Genomic DNA, 15832 nt, shown 5'->3' on the forward strand with positions numbered 1-15832 from the left:
ATGGCTGTAGCTATGCGAACATTTCCGAAGGGGGAACCGATATGTCCATTGAAATGCAAACAACGTATGGACGCATTGAAATTTCAAATGATGTCATTGCTACGATCGCGGGTGGAGCAGCTGTAGATTGCTATGGAATTGTCGGAATGGCGTCAAAAAATCAAATTAAAGACGGGCTTTCAGAAATTTTGCGCAAGGAGAATTTTTCAAAAGGTGTCATTGTACGTGAAGAGGATGGAGAAGTACATATTGATATGTACATCATCGTCAGCTATGGAATCAAGATTTCAGAAGTGGCTCATAATGTGCAAACGAAAGTGAAGTACACGTTAGACAAGACACTAGGACTTGCTGTGAAATCAATTAATATTTATATTCAAGGAGTTCGCGTTACGAACTTATAGGACTGTAAGGAGGAATTTATCGGTGGCAATCCGGACGTTAGATGGAAGACGTTTTGCGGACATGGTGTTACAAGGAGCGCAGCATTTATCCAACAATGCGAAGTCTGTGGATGCGCTGAACGTCTTTCCTGTCCCAGATGGCGATACAGGTACTAACATGAATCTATCGATGACATCTGGGGCTAAAGAAGTGAAAAATCACATTTCTGATCATATTGGAAATGTGGCAGGCGCTCTTGCCAAAGGGTTATTAATGGGCGCGCGCGGAAACTCGGGTGTGATTTTATCGCAGCTATTCCGCGGTTTTGCAAAGGCCATTGAAGGGGCCTTAACCATTAACAGCATGGAATTTGCGGCTGCGCTGGAGGCAGGAGTGACGACAGCCTATAAAGCGGTGATGAAGCCGGTTGAAGGTACCATTTTAACGGTGGCAAAAGACGCGGCTAAACGTGCTGTTGCTGTAGCAAAAAAACAGACGGACATTGTGATAGTGATGGAAGAAGCAGTGAAAGAAGCAAAAGCATCGCTGCAGCGTACTCCTGATCTTCTTCCAGTTTTAAAAGAGGTTGGCGTCGTTGATAGCGGCGGGCAAGGTCTTGTCTATGTGTATGAAGGATTTTTGGCCGGTTTAAAGGGAGAAAATGTCGAGGGATTAAAAGCAGCGAGCCTCTCGATGCAGGAACTTATCAATACAGAACATCATAAAAGCGCACAAAGCCACATTCACACAGATGAAATTGAGTTTGGTTATTGTACGGAATTTATGGTTCGATTTGAAGAGGAAAAGCTTCGCCAATCTCCATTTTCCGAGGAGACATTCCGAAAAGAATTAAGCCAGTTTGGTGATTCGTTATTAGTTGTTGCTGACGATGAACTTGTAAAAGTCCACATCCATGCCGAACATCCTGGAGAAGTGCTCACTTACGGACAGCGTTATGGGAGCCTGTTAAATATAAAAATTGAAAATATGCGTGAACAGCACGCTCATATTGTGAATGAAGCAGCATCAGCAGTTCCTAAGACTGCAAGGCAAAAGCAACCATACGGAATCATTGTGATTTCAATGGGAGACGGCATTGCCGATTTATTCAAAAGCATCGGAGCGCATGCTGTCATTGAAGGTGGACAAACGATGAATCCGAGCACGGAGGATATCGTCACTGCTATTGAAAGCGTTTATGCTGAAACGGTGTTTGTGTTGCCAAATAATAAAAATATTATTATGGCTGCAGAGCAGGCGGCTTCTGTAGTGGGCAATCGTGTCATTGTGGTTCCAACTAAAACAATCCCCCAAGGTCTATCGGCGCTTTTAGCGTTCAATCCATCCGCGTCTCCAGAACAAAATGAGAAAGCGATGGCGGCAGCGCTATCTCAAGTAAGAACAGGACAAGTAACGTTCGCGGTGCGCGATACAGCGATTGATGGTATTGAGATTGCTAAAGGAGATTATATGGGGATTGCTGACGGAAAAATTGCTGTGTCAGAAAAGGATAAGCTACAAGCGGCTAAAAAGCTGTTAGATGAGCTTTTAAGTGAGGATGCAGAAATTTTAACCATTTTGTACGGTGAAGAAGCAACAGAAGAAGAGGTTCAAGAACTGGTTGATTACATTGAAGCCACATATACAGATATTGAGGTAGAAGCGCATAATGGAAAACAACCATTGTATCCATTTATCTTTTCGGTCGAATAATATGTTAGAATAACAGAAGGGGGGATCCCCTTCTATTTTATTGGGTATTCAAGGGAGAGAGGCAGCATGAAGTATAAAAGCGTATTTGATATTATTGGGCCAATTATGATTGGGCCGTCAAGCTCTCATACGGCAGGAGCGGCAAGAATCGGAAGAGTAGCACGAAGCTTATTCGGAAGACAGCCAAAGTGGGCCCATATTTCATTCTATGGCTCATTTGCGCAAACATACAAAGGCCATGGGACAGATGTAGCCATTGTTGGCGGACTGTTAGATTTTGATACATTTGATGAGCGAATTAAATCATCGCTTGACATCGCAAGACAAGAAGGAATGGAAATTGTGTTTTATGAGGAAGATGCCGTCCCAACTCATCCGAATACGGCTAGAGTTCGAATCGGTGATGAACAAGGGGAACTAGAGCTTGTCGGCATTTCCATTGGCGGCGGAAAAATCGAAATTACAGAATTGAACGGATTCGAGCTAAAATTGTCAGGCCATCACCCTGCCATTCTTGTTGTTCATAACGACCGTTATGGAACAATTGCTTCTGTGGCAAATGTGTTGGCGAAATATGCTATTAATATTGGACATATGGAAGTTTCTCGAAAAGAAAAAGGGAAGGAAGCGTTAATGACCATTGAAGTCGACCAGCCGATTGATCCTGCAGTAATTGAGGAACTTTCACAGCTTCCCCATATTATTCAAGTAACCAAAATTGTCGAATAACAAAGAAAGCGTTTTCGTATATAAAGGAGGCATCTTAGATGTTTCGGAATGTTGCAGAATTAGTACAGCTAGCCGAGAGTCAGAACATTAAAATTGCTGAAGTTATGATCCGGCAAGAAATTGAAATAACAGGAAAAAGTAGAGAAGAAATTTTCAGCCAAATGGACCGCAATTTGCAGGTAATGGAGCAGGCGGTCATGAAAGGTCTAGCCGGTGTTTCTTCCTATTCTGGATTGACAGGCGGCGATGCCGTACTGTTGCAAAATTATATTAAGCAGGGCCGTTTTTTGTCAGGAGAAACGATTCTAGATGCTGTTAGCAAAGCAGTGGCAACGAATGAAGTGAATGCTGCCATGGGAACCATCTGTGCTACTCCAACAGCTGGATCGGCAGGGGTGGTTCCAGGAACACTATTTGCAGTGAAGGAAAAACTGCATCCAACCCGTGAAGAAATGATTGAATATTTATTTACGGCAGGAGCATTTGGTTTTGTGGTCGCCAACAACGCTTCGATTTCCGGAGCCGCAGGGGGCTGCCAAGCTGAGGTGGGATCCGCAACAGGAATGGCGGCGGCAGCTCTCGTAGAAATGGCGGGCGGTACGCCAAGCCAAGCAGCAGAAGCAATGGCCATTGCGTTAAAAAATATGTTAGGATTAGTATGTGATCCAGTAGCTGGATTAGTCGAGGTGCCTTGCGTTAAACGAAATGCCATGGGAGCGGCAAACGCGATGGTAGCAGCGGATATGGCGCTGGCCGGCATTAAAAGCCGCATTCCTTGCGACGAGGTCATTGATGCGATGTATCGCATCGGGGAAACGATGCCAACGGCACTCAAAGAAACTGCACAAGGGGGGTTAGCGGCGACGCCGACAGGCCGCGCACTAGCGGCGAAAATTTTCGGCGTTCCTACCAATCACCGTGAATAAAGAATTGCAACAACCAGTCACACAAATTAAAGGAATTGGAGAAGAAACAAGCGAAGCGCTGCGGGATATGGGAATTGAGACGATTGAAGATTTGTTGATGTATTTTCCGTTTCGCTACGAGGATTATGAAATACGCGACCTTGCAGATGTCAAGCATGATGAGAAGGTAACCGTACAAGGGAAGGTTCATAGTGAGCCTTCTCTTATGCATTATTCCCGCAAAAAATCTCGTCTGACATTCCGATTGCTTGTTGATCGCTATCTGATTAACGTCGTGTGCTTTAATCGTCCCTATCTGAAAAACAGGCTCAGCATCAATGAAACAGTCACTGTCATTGGAAAATGGGATCAGCATCGCCAAACGATTACCGCTGTTGAAATAAAGATAGGAACGCAATCGGAGGCATGTGAGCTAGAACCGGTGTATTCTGCGCGAGGAGCCTTGACGGTTAAAGGAATCCGCAGATTTATCAAACTGGCTCTTGAGCAATATGGGGGAGCGATACATGATCCGCTACCCGCTTCTATTCGTCAAACCTATCGCTTGATCTCAAAACATACGGCGATTTCAGCCATTCATTTTCCTCGCTCTCATGAAGAGCTGAAGCAAGCACGTCGCCGGCTTGTATACGAAGAATTTTTATTATTTCAATTAAAAATTCATGTTTTGCGCAAAATTCAGCGTGAACATTCGAGTGGCATTTCCCATCGTTTTTCGATGGAAAAGCTGGAGCAATTCATTCAGCAGCTTCCATTCTCATTGACCCATGCACAAAAGCGGGTCATCCAAGAGATTATGAAAGATATGAGATCCCCGCATCGAATGAATCGACTGTTGCAAGGAGATGTAGGTTCGGGAAAAACAGTCGTCGCTGCGATTGCTTTATATGCCACCGTTTTATCGGGATATCAGGGGGCGCTGATGGTGCCAACCGAAATTTTGGCAGAGCAGCACGCACACTCACTGAAGCAGCTGCTGGCGTCTGCTGAGGTGTCGGTTGAGCTGCTGACAAGCTCGGTAAAAGGAAAGAGGAGAAAAGAACTGCTTACCAATCTTGCTGCAGGCCAAATTGATATCGTCATTGGCACACATGCACTCATTCAGGATGAAGTCAATTTTCATAAACTAGGGCTCGTTATTACCGATGAGCAGCATCGCTTCGGCGTGGAGCAACGCCGGATTTTGCGTGAAAAAGGAGAATCTCCGGATGTTTTGTTTATGACCGCGACTCCCATTCCGCGGACGTTGGCGATTACAGCTTTCGGTGAAATGGATGTTTCGATTATTGATGAAATGCCCGCGGGACGCAAAAAAATTGAAACATATTGGGTAAAACATAACATGCTTGAGCGCGTTCTTGATTTTATAGAGAAAGAAGTGCAAAAAGGCAGGCAAGCCTATGTCATCTGTCCGCTCATTGAGGAATCGGAGAAGCTTGATGTGCAAAATGCGATTGACGTCCATAGCATGCTTGTCCATTATTATCGGGGAAAATATCGAATCGGCCTCATGCATGGCCGCCTCTCTTCGGAAGAGAAAGATGAAGTCATGAAAGCCTTTAGCCAAAACGAGGTGCATATTTTAGTTTCGACAACGGTTGTGGAGGTCGGAGTCAATGTTCCAAACGCGACGGTCATGCTGATTTACGATGCCGACCGGTTTGGTCTGGCGCAGCTTCATCAGCTAAGAGGACGTGTAGGCCGTGGCAATGAACAATCGTACTGCATTTTGTTAGCCGATCCTAAATCAGAAACCGGAAAAGAGCGAATGCGGATTATGACAGAAACGAATGACGGCTTTGTGTTGTCAGAAAAAGATTTGCAGCTGCGAGGTCCCGGTGATTTTTTTGGAACAAAGCAGAGCGGACTGCCAGATTTTAAGCTTGGCGATGTCGTGCATGATTATCGAGTACTTGAAGTAGCGCGAAGTGATGCGGCTAAATTAATTGAATCTCATGCATTTTGGCACGACGAGGCGTATCATTGGCTACGCCTTTATTTAGAAGAATCCGGTGCATTAAGCGGTGAAAAACTAGATTAAAAAACAGATTGCAAACTTAGTCTTGCAATCTGTTTTTTTTAATTATATACTACTATTAGTACCTAGTCATAAAATTGGACGGTGTATGCATCATGCGAAAAACAAAGCGGGAGCGGCAGCGGATGCTGAAAGAAACGATTGAAAAAAATCCATTTATTACAGACGAAGAATTGGCCGAACAATTTTCTGTCAGCATTCAAACAATTCGTTTAGACCGACTAGAGCTATCCATCCCTGAATTGCGCGAACGAATTAAGCATGTTGCCGAGAAATCATTTGCCGATAAGGTAAAATCACTGCCGATTGAAGAAGTCGTCGGCGAAATTATTGATATTGCTCTAGATAAAAGTGCGATCTCTATTTTTGATGTCAAGGCTGAGCATGTGTTTAGACGGAATCGCATTGCGCGCGGACACCATTTGTTTGCGCAGGCCAATTCGCTGGCGGTTGCCGTGATTAATGATGAACTAGCCTTGACTGCTAAAGCGAATATTCGATTTACGCGTCAAGTGAAAGAAAATGAACGGGTCGTGGCAAAGGCAAAAGTAAAAGGAATCAATGAAAATGGAAGAACGATGGTCGAAGTGAATAGTTATGTTGGACAAGAGCTTGTGTTTTCAGGAGAATTTGAAATGTATCGATCAAACATCGCAAAAAAGGATGGAGTAGATGATGAGAATAGCGATTGATGCCATGGGGGGAGATCATGCCCCAAAAGAAATTGTGCTTGGGGCTGCGAAAGCAGTTCAGCATTTTCAGGACATAGAAATCATTCTCTTTGGCAACGAACAGCAAATTCGCTCCTATCTTCCCGCTGCTGACCGCATTGACATTGTACATACCGATGAAGTAATTGAAGCAACGGATGAGCCGGTTCGAGCCGTCAGACGAAAAAAACAATCATCCTTGGTATTAATGGCAGAAGAAGTGAAACAAGGTCGTGCCGATGCCTGCGTTTCAGCGGGAAATACAGGAGCATTGATGGCTGCTGGCCTATTTATTGTCGGAAGAATCGAAGGGATTGAGCGTCCAGCATTAGCACCAACGCTGCCAACCCTAGGAGGCGAAGGCTTTGTATTTTTAGATGTCGGCGCAAACGTCGATGCACGTCCTGAACATCTGGTGCAATACGCGCTAATGGGCTCTGTTTACGCTAAAAAGGCAAGGGGAATTGCGAAACCGCGCATCGGTCTATTAAATGTAGGAACGGAAGACCAAAAAGGAAATGATTTGACTAAACGCGCTTTTCTTCTGCTGCAAGAGGCGAATGTGAATTTCATCGGAAATGTTGAAGCGAGGGATTTGCTTCAAGGAGTGGCTGATGTGGTGGTAACGGATGGTTTTACCGGAAATGTCGCGCTAAAAACGATTGAAGGTACGGCTCTTTCCGTATTTTCGATGCTAAAAGAGGGGTTGACGAGCAGTTTTTCTAGCAAACTGGCAGCCGCTGTGCTGAAGCCGAAGCTTTTAGAAATGAAGCGCAAGATGGATTATTCTGAGTATGGCGGTGCTGCTTTGTTTGGATTGAACGCTCCTGTCGTGAAAGCGCATGGTTCCTCTGATGCGACAGCGATTTTCCACGCCATTCGTCAGACGCGCGAAATGGTGATTACGGATATGATTGGCACGATTAAGCAGGAAATGGAACATATTCACTCATAAAGGAGGGAATGATAGATGGGAAAACTAGCTTTGATTTTCCCGGGTCAAGGCTCGCAAACAGTAGGGATGGGAAAAGAATTAGCAGAAACGGATGCAAAAGCAGCCTCCATTTTTCAACAGGCTGATGAACGTCTGGGTCTTTCCCTTTCTACGATTATTTTTGAAGGACCGCAGCAAACATTGACGCTTACATATAATGCGCAGCCCGCTTTATTAACAACGAGCATTGCGCTGTTTGAAAAAGTAAAAGAGGCCGGTCTAACGCCTGACTACGTTGCTGGACATAGTTTAGGAGAGTACACGGCGCTTGTGGCAGCAGGAGCGATGTCATTTACAGACGCAGTGTATGCTGTCCGAAAAAGAGGAGAGTTTATGGAGGAAGCGGTACCTGCCGGTGAAGGAACGATGGCTGCTGTTCTTGGGATGGAAGCGAATGAACTTGCAGCCATTACGAAGCAGATTACTGAAGAAGGCCAGCCTGTTCAGCTTGCTAACTTGAATTGTCCAGGGCAGATTGTTATTTCTGGATCGAAAGAAGGAGTAGAGCGAGCAGCACAGCTTGCGAAAGAAAAAGGTGCCAAACGTGTTATCCCTCTTGAAGTAAGCGGTCCTTTTCATTCATCGCTTATGAAGCCAGCGGCTGAAAAATTGGCAAAAGTGCTAAACGAAGTAGCAATTCATGATGCGAATGTGCCTGTCATCGCGAACGTAACAGCGAAGCCAATGACAGAAAAAGAAATGATTCAAACGCTTTTAATTGAGCAGCTTTATTCTCCTGTTCGTTGGGAGGAGTCCGTAAGAACGATGATTGAGTTCGGTGTCGATACGTTTGTAGAAATTGGGCCAGGAAAAGTATTATCAGGTCTTGTGAAGAAAATTCATCGCGATGTGCGCGTTTATGCGATAAACGATACGGCTTCTTTTGAAGCGACAATCGCAGCGTTGAAAGGAGAATAAACATGTTGCAAGGAAAAGTAGCGCTTATAACCGGGGCATCGCGCGGAATTGGAAGAGCGATTGCTTTAGAATTTGCCCGTCAAGGAGCGAAGGTAGCTGTCAATTATGCCGGAAGCGAAGCGAAAGCAAAGGAAGTAGTGGATGAGATTTACCGTCTTGGCGGCGAAGCACTGGCAATTCAAGCGGATGTGTCGAATACAGAAGCGGTTGAGCAAATGGTGAAAGAGGTGATCGATCGCTATGGCCGCGTGGATATTTTAGTCAATAACGCCGGAATTACCCGTGACAATTTGCTCATGCGCATGAAAGAAGAAGAGTGGGATGATGTCATCAATATTAACTTAAAAGGCGTGTTTAACTGTACAAAGGCGGTTACACGTCCAATGCTCAAGCAGCGTTACGGCCGCATTATTAATATCGCTTCAGTGGTTGGTGTAATGGGGAATCCAGGGCAAGCCAATTACGTAGCTGCTAAGGCAGGTGTGATCGGCTTAACGAAGACAGCCGCTAAGGAATTGGCAAGCCGTAGCATCACGGTAAACGCTATTGCTCCGGGATTTATTGCGACGGATATGACAGATCGTTTGAATGAAGAGATTCGGACAGAAATGTTAAAGCAAATTCCACTTGCCCGTTTCGGCAATCCAGAGGACATTGCCAATATGGTCGCATTTTTGGCATCTGATGCAGCGAGCTATATTACCGGACAGACGATTCATGTCGATGGCGGAATGGTCATGTAACGAATCTGGATTATCCGCTAGTATTTTGCCGATAAATTTACTATAATCATGAGAGGAGGTGAATTGTCGTGGCAGATGTACTAGAGCGCGTAACGAAAATCATCGTTGACCGCTTAGGCGTGGAGGAGTCTCAAGTAACACTTGAAGCTTCTTTCAAAGATGATTTAGGTGCTGATTCATTAGATGTGGTTGAACTTGTCATGGAACTAGAAGACGAGTTTGATATGGAAATTTCCGATGAGGAAGCAGAAAAAATTGTCACAGTAGGAGATGCTGTGAACTACATAAAAAGCCGCATGTAAGTAAACGATATAATGCAGAAAAGTCCCGTTGCTCTAACGGGGCTTTCTATGCTTTTGATGAATTGCCGAATACTTTGATTGAATGAAGTCCCGGAGGTCCTTATTTATGTCGAAGCAGAAAGACAAAGAGCAGCGCATGAGCGAAAAAAAACGAGTAAAATTTAAACAGTTGCAGGAGAAAATCGGCATATTTTTTCTGGATGAAAAGCTGCTAATTCAGGCTTTTACCCATTCATCGTATGTGAATGAGCATCGCAAACGACCGCATGAGGATAATGAGCGTCTTGAGTTTTTAGGAGATGCTGTACTGGAACTGACCGTTTCTCAATATCTCTTTCGTCATTTTCCAAATATGACGGAAGGTGAATTAACGAAATTGCGTGCAGCGATTGTATGTGAGCCATCTCTTGTAAAATTTGCAAATGACCTTTCATTCGGCCAGCTTGTTTTGCTCGGCAAAGGAGAGGAGATCACCGGCGGGCGAATGCGGCCATCGCTTCTAGCAGATGTATTTGAGGCGTTTATCGGTGCTCTTTACTTAGATCAAGGAATTGATGCGGTCATTCGGTTTTTGGAGCAAACCATTTTTCCGAAGATCAATGAAGGTGCTTTTTCTCATGTGATGGATTATAAAAGCCAGCTGCAGGAACTTGTTCAGCGGGATGGTAGTGGCGTTATCGAATATGCCATTTTGCAAGAAAAAGGACCTGCGCATAACAAAGAGTTTGTTTCTCGCGTTTCTTTAAATGGTGAAGAGCTTGGAGTTGGTGCTGGAAGATCGAAAAAGGAAGCGGAGCAAAAAGCTGCACAAATGGCGCTGCAAAAGCTAAAAACGCCGAAACAGGAATAAGAAAAACAGTGCTGTGAAAAAAGGGTTGGCTCATTCGAAAATAGTCGGCCCTTTTTCTTCTCTAATGACATACAGACAAGCGATGCTTTAGTCTAGATAGGAAAGTGGAAATACAAACATCGCCCGTTCCATTTAGATAGCAGCTTCGTGTTTTTAAGCTTTTTCTGCTTTGCATTTGCAAAATTGAAGAAAAAGTTCTATATAGGTTTGAGCAAGTAGTTATGATACAATAATGAAGATTTAGATGAAAGATAGCGAGGCGGGGTACGGATGTTCCTCAAACGATTAGATATTGTTGGATTTAAATCATTTGCCGATCGGGTCTCGATCGAATTTGTGCCGGGTGTGACGGCTGTTGTCGGCCCGAATGGCAGCGGAAAGAGCAATATTACGGATGCCATTCGCTGGGTATTAGGCGAACAGTCAGCCAAATCGCTTCGCGGTGCGAAAATGGAAGATATTATTTTTGCGGGAAGCGACTCACGCAGGCCGCTAAATATTGCTGAGGTTACTTTGACACTCGATAATGAAGATGGGTTTTTGGCGCTTGATTATCAGGAAGTAAGTGTCACGAGACGCGTCTATCGCTCAGGAGAAAGTGAATTTCTTATTAATCAGCAGCCATGCCGTTTAAAAGATATTATTGATCTATTTATGGATTCAGGATTGGGAAAAGAAGCCTTTTCAATTATTGGACAGGGGCGAATCGAAGAAATTTTAAGCAGCAAACCGGAGGAAAGACGGACGATTTTTGAAGAAGCGGCAGGGGTGCTCAAATATAAAATTCGTAAGAAGAAAGCGGAGCATAAGCTGAATGAGACACAAGAAAATTTACATCGCGTCAATGATATTTTACATGAGCTAGAAAGCCAGCTGGAACCGTTGAAAATCCAAGCTTCTATTGCCCAGGACTATCTTGAAAAACGAAACGAGCTGGAAACGTTTGAAGTGGCGCTGATTGCCCATGAAATTGAAGAGCTGCATCGCCAATGGAATCATTTACGCGATCAGCTGACAGACCACCAGCAAAAGGAAATGGCCTTATCAGCGGCGTTGCAAAAAGAAGAAGCAACAGTGGAGCAGTTGCGTGACCAAATGACCGCACTTGATGAATCGATTGACGGTCTTCAGCAAGTGTTGCTTGTTGTAAGTGAAGAACTGGAAAAGCTTGAAGGGCGAAAGGAAGTATTAAAAGAACGAAAAAAAAATGCGGCACAGTATCAGAAGCAGCTTGAAGAGACGATCTCCTCCCTTTCTGAAAAAAGCGGAAAGCTATGCTCAACTTTGGAAAAGGAGAGGGAGCAGCTAACCCGCATACGCGAAGAGCTTCATGCGCTTCAAACGGAGCTGAAGGAAAAGCAGCGTGCTTTTGCCTCCTATGATATCAGTGTTGAAGAGCAAATGGAAAGGTTAAAAAGCGATTATATTGAGCTTGTTCATGAACAAGCTTCGTTAAAAAATGAGCGCACTCATTTGCAGGCTTTGCTTGAAAAATTGGAAAAAAAGCAGAGTGTGCTAACGAAAGAGAACGAAAAACATTTAACAGAGCGAAATCGTATAAAAGAACAATATATCGCTTTGGAAAGCAAATATCAGCAAACGGAGCGAAAGCTGAAGGAGCAGGAAACACAGCTTCAGCAAAAAAGCGCTCAGCTTGCCGAGCTGAAACAAGAAATTGAGCAGAAGGAATCAATGCTTTATCAAGCTTATCAATATTTACAGCAAACCAAATCAAGAAAAGAAATGCTGGAGGAAATGCAGCATGATTATGCTGGATTTTTTCAAGGAGTTAAGGAAATTTTAAAGGCGCGTGAACAGCTTTCAGGAATTCACGGAGCCGTTGTCGAGCTTATTCATGTATCCAGCAAATATGAAACGGCGATAGAGATTGCGCTCGGAGGAGCGATGCAGCATATTGTGGTTGCTGACGAAGAAGCGGCACGCGCAGCCATTCACTATTTAAAAAAGCATTCATATGGACGAGCGACTTTTTTGCCGATGAACGTCCTCCAGCCTAAACAACTTCCATCTGAACAGCTGGCCATTGTTAAAAATCATCCAGCTTTTGTTGGCGTAGCAAACGAACTGGTTTCCTATGATTCCATCTATCAAACAGTACTGGCCCATCTGCTTGGCAATGTGATTGTGACGACAAATTTAAAGGGAGCGAATGAGCTAGCTCGGCTTCTTCATTATCGTTATCGTCTTGTCACCCTTGAAGGAGATGTTGTTAGCCCTGGGGGAGCGATGACTGGAGGGGGCGTAGCTAAGAAAACAAATTCTTTACTTAGCAGAAACCGAGAGCTAGAAACGATCACTGATAAGTTCCGAGACATGGAAGCAAAAACAGAGCAGCTTGAATTATTTGTACAGTCGAAAAAAAAGGAAGCGGCCCAGCGCGAGGCAGAAATGGCGGAGCTGCGGAAGCAAATAGAGGAAAGACGCTTTGCTTTGCAGGAAATAAAAAGTGCTTGGCGCGAAGTAGAGTGGCAGGAAAAGAATACGAGCGAACGCTTGGCTTTATATGATGAAGAAAAAGCGCATGACGAGCAGGAAATGAGGCAGCTGCGCGAAAAAATCACAACGGTGGAACAAAAGCTCTACCAAATGGAAGCCAAGCTTGCTGAAATTGACGAGCAAATGCAGCATCTTACGCTGCAAAAGCAGGATGAGCAAAGCTCGAAAGAAGCGTTGCAAGCTGCGATTACGGAGCAGAAAGTAGCGGTTGCTGAAAAGCAGCAGCTGTTGAAGCATATTCAGGAGAAGATCGCGCAGCTGACCCTTGAGCAAGAGGAAACAGAGAAGCAGCTTCAAGCGGCAAAAAAAGATTTACTGACACTTACAGACGAAATGAATTCCAATGTTTCTGGAGAGGAGCAGCTGGATCAGTTGCGTCAACAAAAAGTGCAAGACAAACAAGAAACGCTTGAGCTCATAGCTAGCCGACGTGAACAAAGACTTCAATATCAAGAAATGCTCGAAAATAGTGAGCGCGAGCTAAAAGAGAAAAAACGACAATATAAACAATTAACAGAGATTATTAAAGATGAAGAAGTCAAATTAAATCGTCTTGATGTGGAGCTTGAAAACTTGCTTAGCCGCTTGCGTGAAGAATATATGCTTACGTTTGAAGCGGCGAAAGAAAAATATCCACTGCAAATGGAAGCGGAGGCTGCTCGGAAAAAAGTGAAGCTCATTAAGCGGGCGATTGATGAACTTGGAACGGTAAATTTAGGCGCTATTGATGAGTATGACCGCGTATCGGAGCGCTATCAATTTTTAACAGAACAAAAAAGTGACTTGCAGCATGCAAAGGAAACGCTGCATCAAGTGATTGACGAGATGGATCAAGAGATGAAAAAGCGCTTCTTGACGACATTCCAACAGATTCGCTCGCATTTTGGTGATGTATTCCAGCAGCTGTTCGGCGGAGGGCGCGCGGATCTGCAACTTACAGATTCGAATGATCTATTAAATACAGGGGTGGAAATCGTCGCACAACCACCAGGGAAAAAATTGCAAAATTTAAGCCTATTGTCTGGCGGCGAGCGAGCGCTAACGGCGATTGCGCTATTGTTTTCCATCTTAAAAGTACGGCCGGTGCCGTTTTGCGTTCTGGATGAGGTGGAAGCCGCTCTTGACGAAGCCAATGTCCATCGTTATGCTCTGTATTTGAAACGATTTAGCAGTCAAACCCAATTTATCGTTATCACCCATCGCAAAGGAACGATGGAGGAGGCGGACGTGCTTTATGGCGTCACGATGCAAGAATCAGGGGTGTCAAGGCTCGTATCTGTCCGCTTGGAAGATTCTAAACAACTTGTGAAATCGTAAGGCAGGAAAGGTGATTAAAACGATGAATTTTTTCAAGAAGCTAAAAGAAAAAATTACCCAACAAACAGATGCAGTCACAGAGAAGTTTAAACAAGGTCTTTCAAAAACACGCGATTCCTTCACGGGACGGGTCAATGATTTAATTGCCCGTTATCGAAAAGTGGATGAAGAGTTTTTTGAAGAATTAGAGGAAATTTTAATTTCCGCTGATGTTGGCGTTACAACCGTCATGGAGTTAATTGATGAGTTAAAAATGGAGGTAAAGCGGCGGAACATTCAAGAGACGAAAGAAATGCAAGCTGTTATTTCGGAAAAGCTTGTCGATATTTATCGCGGGAGCCATGATGAATTGGCCACACTGAATATGCAGCCAGATGGCTTAACGGTCATTTTGTTTGTCGGCGTCAACGGTGTCGGAAAAACGACGACGATTGGCAAATTGGCGTATAAGTTAAAATCAGAAGGGAAAACCGTCATGCTGGCAGCGGGGGATACGTTCCGCGCTGGGGCGATTGAGCAGCTAGAAGTATGGGGAGAACGAGTCGGGGTTGAAGTAATCAAGCAATCCGCTGGCTCCGATCCAGCCGCTGTCATGTATGATGCCATTCAAGCAGCTAAAGCGCGCAAAGTCAATGTTTTGCTATGTGATACAGCAGGACGCTTGCAAAATAAAGTGAACTTAATGAAAGAGCTTGAAAAAGTAAAACGTGTCATTGAACGAGAAATCCCGGGGGCGCCGCATGAAGTATTGCTTGTTTTAGATGCGACAACCGGACAAAACGCAATGAGCCAAGCGAAAATTTTTAAAGAAGCAACAAACGTGACAGGCATTGTGCTGACGAAATTGGATGGAACAGCGAAGGGAGGGATTGTCTTAGCAATCCGCAACGAGTTGGACATCCCGGTCAAGCTTGTCGGCCTTGGCGAAAAGATGGATGACTTACAGGAATTTGATCCGGAACAATACGTATACGGTTTGTTTGCCAACTTGGTAGAAGAGTAAAAGAGCAAAAGGATGTCTCAACAAGACTTTGAGACATCTTTTTTTATCAAGAAGGAACCCACAGTGTCTGCGACAAACACTTAGTATGTCAAGTGGCCCCTATATACAAAAACAAGAAAGGCGCTATCTTTGCAAATACAAAGCTCTGTTTATACTAGACAACAACAATCGTTGGGACCGGCGAACTTTTACAACGGACTGTTGGATTTTTACAAAAAGCGATTTTGAGCCTGTTTTATTACTCAAGCAAAGAAATGAAACAAGCTGAAAGCTCAACACTTGACACCGCTGTGAAAAGACGCTAAACTAATCATTTGTAAAGGTATTTTACTTAACAAGCGAGGAGGGAGTCTCGTGCTTGAAAAAACAACGAGAATGAATTATCTATACGATTTTTATCAATCGTTGTTAACTCCGAAACAGCGGAGCTACATGTCACTTTATTATTTAGATGATTACTCCCTCGGCGAAATTGCAGAAGAGTATGAAGTAAGCCGTCAAGCGGTTTATGATAACATTAAACGAACGGAAGCGATGCTCGAGGAATACGAGGAAAAACTGCTGCTGTTTCAAAAATTTCAGGACCGGCAAAAGCTGATTAAGCAGCTAAAGCAGCGGACCTTGCAGCAGTATGCCGATGACCGAGAGCTGCTTCAGATGATCGAAGCGTTAGAGAAATTAGAGTAGG

At 44.3% G+C, this 15832-nt stretch carries 14 protein-coding genes; all 14 read left to right on the forward strand.

What is annotated here, in order from left to right; translation table 11 throughout:
* The first annotated feature begins 41 nt into the window (after nt 1-41).
* The 14 genes from AT864_RS05435 (at nt 42) to AT864_RS05500 (ending at nt 15831) form a co-directional block, all read left to right on the forward strand.
* The gene (locus AT864_RS05435; RefSeq protein WP_044746182.1) at nt 42-404 is read left to right on the forward strand and encodes an Asp23/Gls24 family envelope stress response protein; all 363 of its coding nucleotides are present in this window, start codon (nt 42-44) and stop codon (nt 402-404) included.
* Between the two features lie 22 nt (nt 405-426).
* A complete protein-coding gene (locus tag AT864_RS05440; RefSeq protein ID WP_066147207.1) occupies nt 427-2097 on the forward strand; it encodes a DAK2 domain-containing protein in 1671 nt (556 codons plus the stop codon).
* 66 nt (nt 2098-2163) lie between these two features.
* Entirely contained in the window at nt 2164-2826 is a 663-nt protein-coding gene (sdaAB, locus tag AT864_RS05445) for an L-serine ammonia-lyase, iron-sulfur-dependent subunit beta (RefSeq protein ID WP_044746180.1), read from the forward strand.
* A 38-nt stretch (nt 2827-2864) separates the two neighbouring features.
* Nucleotides 2865-3752: an L-serine ammonia-lyase, iron-sulfur-dependent, subunit alpha gene (sdaAA, locus tag AT864_RS05450; RefSeq protein WP_044746179.1), complete on the forward strand. Its 888-nt coding sequence runs from the start codon at nt 2865-2867 to the stop codon at nt 3750-3752.
* Nucleotides 3745-5793, forward strand: coding sequence for an ATP-dependent DNA helicase RecG (gene recG, locus AT864_RS05455; protein WP_066147209.1), 2049 nt, complete (start codon nt 3745-3747; stop codon nt 5791-5793). Before sdaAA ends, recG begins: the two co-directional genes overlap by 8 nt.
* Before the next feature lie 92 nt (nt 5794-5885).
* Nucleotides 5886-6482 carry a transcription factor FapR gene (gene fapR, locus AT864_RS05460; protein WP_044746177.1) on the forward strand — a complete coding sequence of 199 codons (597 nt, stop codon included), beginning with the start codon at nt 5886-5888 and terminating at the stop codon, nt 6480-6482.
* Nucleotides 6466-7455: a phosphate acyltransferase PlsX gene (gene plsX / locus AT864_RS05465; protein WP_066147720.1), complete on the forward strand. Its 990-nt coding sequence runs from the start codon at nt 6466-6468 to the stop codon at nt 7453-7455. The genes fapR and plsX overlap by 17 nt, the downstream gene beginning before the upstream one ends.
* Before the next feature lie 15 nt (nt 7456-7470).
* Nucleotides 7471-8412 (forward strand): ACP S-malonyltransferase, encoded by a 942-nt coding sequence (gene fabD, locus AT864_RS05470; RefSeq protein WP_066147211.1) that lies wholly within the window; start codon nt 7471-7473, stop codon nt 8410-8412.
* A 2-nt stretch (nt 8413-8414) separates the two neighbouring features.
* Nucleotides 8415-9155: a 3-oxoacyl-[acyl-carrier-protein] reductase gene (gene fabG, locus AT864_RS05475; RefSeq protein WP_066147213.1), complete on the forward strand. Its 741-nt coding sequence runs from the start codon at nt 8415-8417 to the stop codon at nt 9153-9155.
* 68 nt (nt 9156-9223) lie between these two features.
* Complete coding sequence (gene acpP / locus AT864_RS05480) at nt 9224-9457, forward strand: acyl carrier protein (protein WP_027408166.1); 234 nt, start codon at nt 9224-9226, stop codon at nt 9455-9457.
* A 106-nt stretch (nt 9458-9563) separates the two neighbouring features.
* Entirely contained in the window at nt 9564-10307 is a 744-nt protein-coding gene (gene rnc, locus AT864_RS05485; protein WP_066147215.1) for a ribonuclease III, read from the forward strand.
* Nucleotides 10308-10577: 270 nt separating this feature from the next.
* On the forward strand, nt 10578-14141 hold the full coding sequence (gene smc, locus AT864_RS05490) for a chromosome segregation protein SMC (protein WP_066147217.1): 3564 nt from the start codon (nt 10578-10580) through the stop codon (nt 14139-14141).
* Nucleotides 14142-14163: 22 nt separating this feature from the next.
* Nucleotides 14164-15144 (forward strand): signal recognition particle-docking protein FtsY, encoded by a 981-nt coding sequence (gene ftsY / locus AT864_RS05495; RefSeq protein ID WP_066147219.1) that lies wholly within the window; start codon nt 14164-14166, stop codon nt 15142-15144.
* A gap of 354 nt (nt 15145-15498) precedes the next feature.
* Entirely contained in the window at nt 15499-15831 is a 333-nt protein-coding gene (locus tag AT864_RS05500; protein ID WP_044746170.1) for a putative DNA-binding protein, read from the forward strand.
* Nucleotide 15832: the final 1 nt, after the last annotated feature.

Origin of the sequence: Anoxybacillus sp. P3H1B, assembly GCF_001560855.1 — a bacterium.
Lineage (GTDB): Bacteria > Bacillota > Bacilli > Bacillales > Anoxybacillaceae > Anoxybacteroides > Anoxybacteroides rupiense.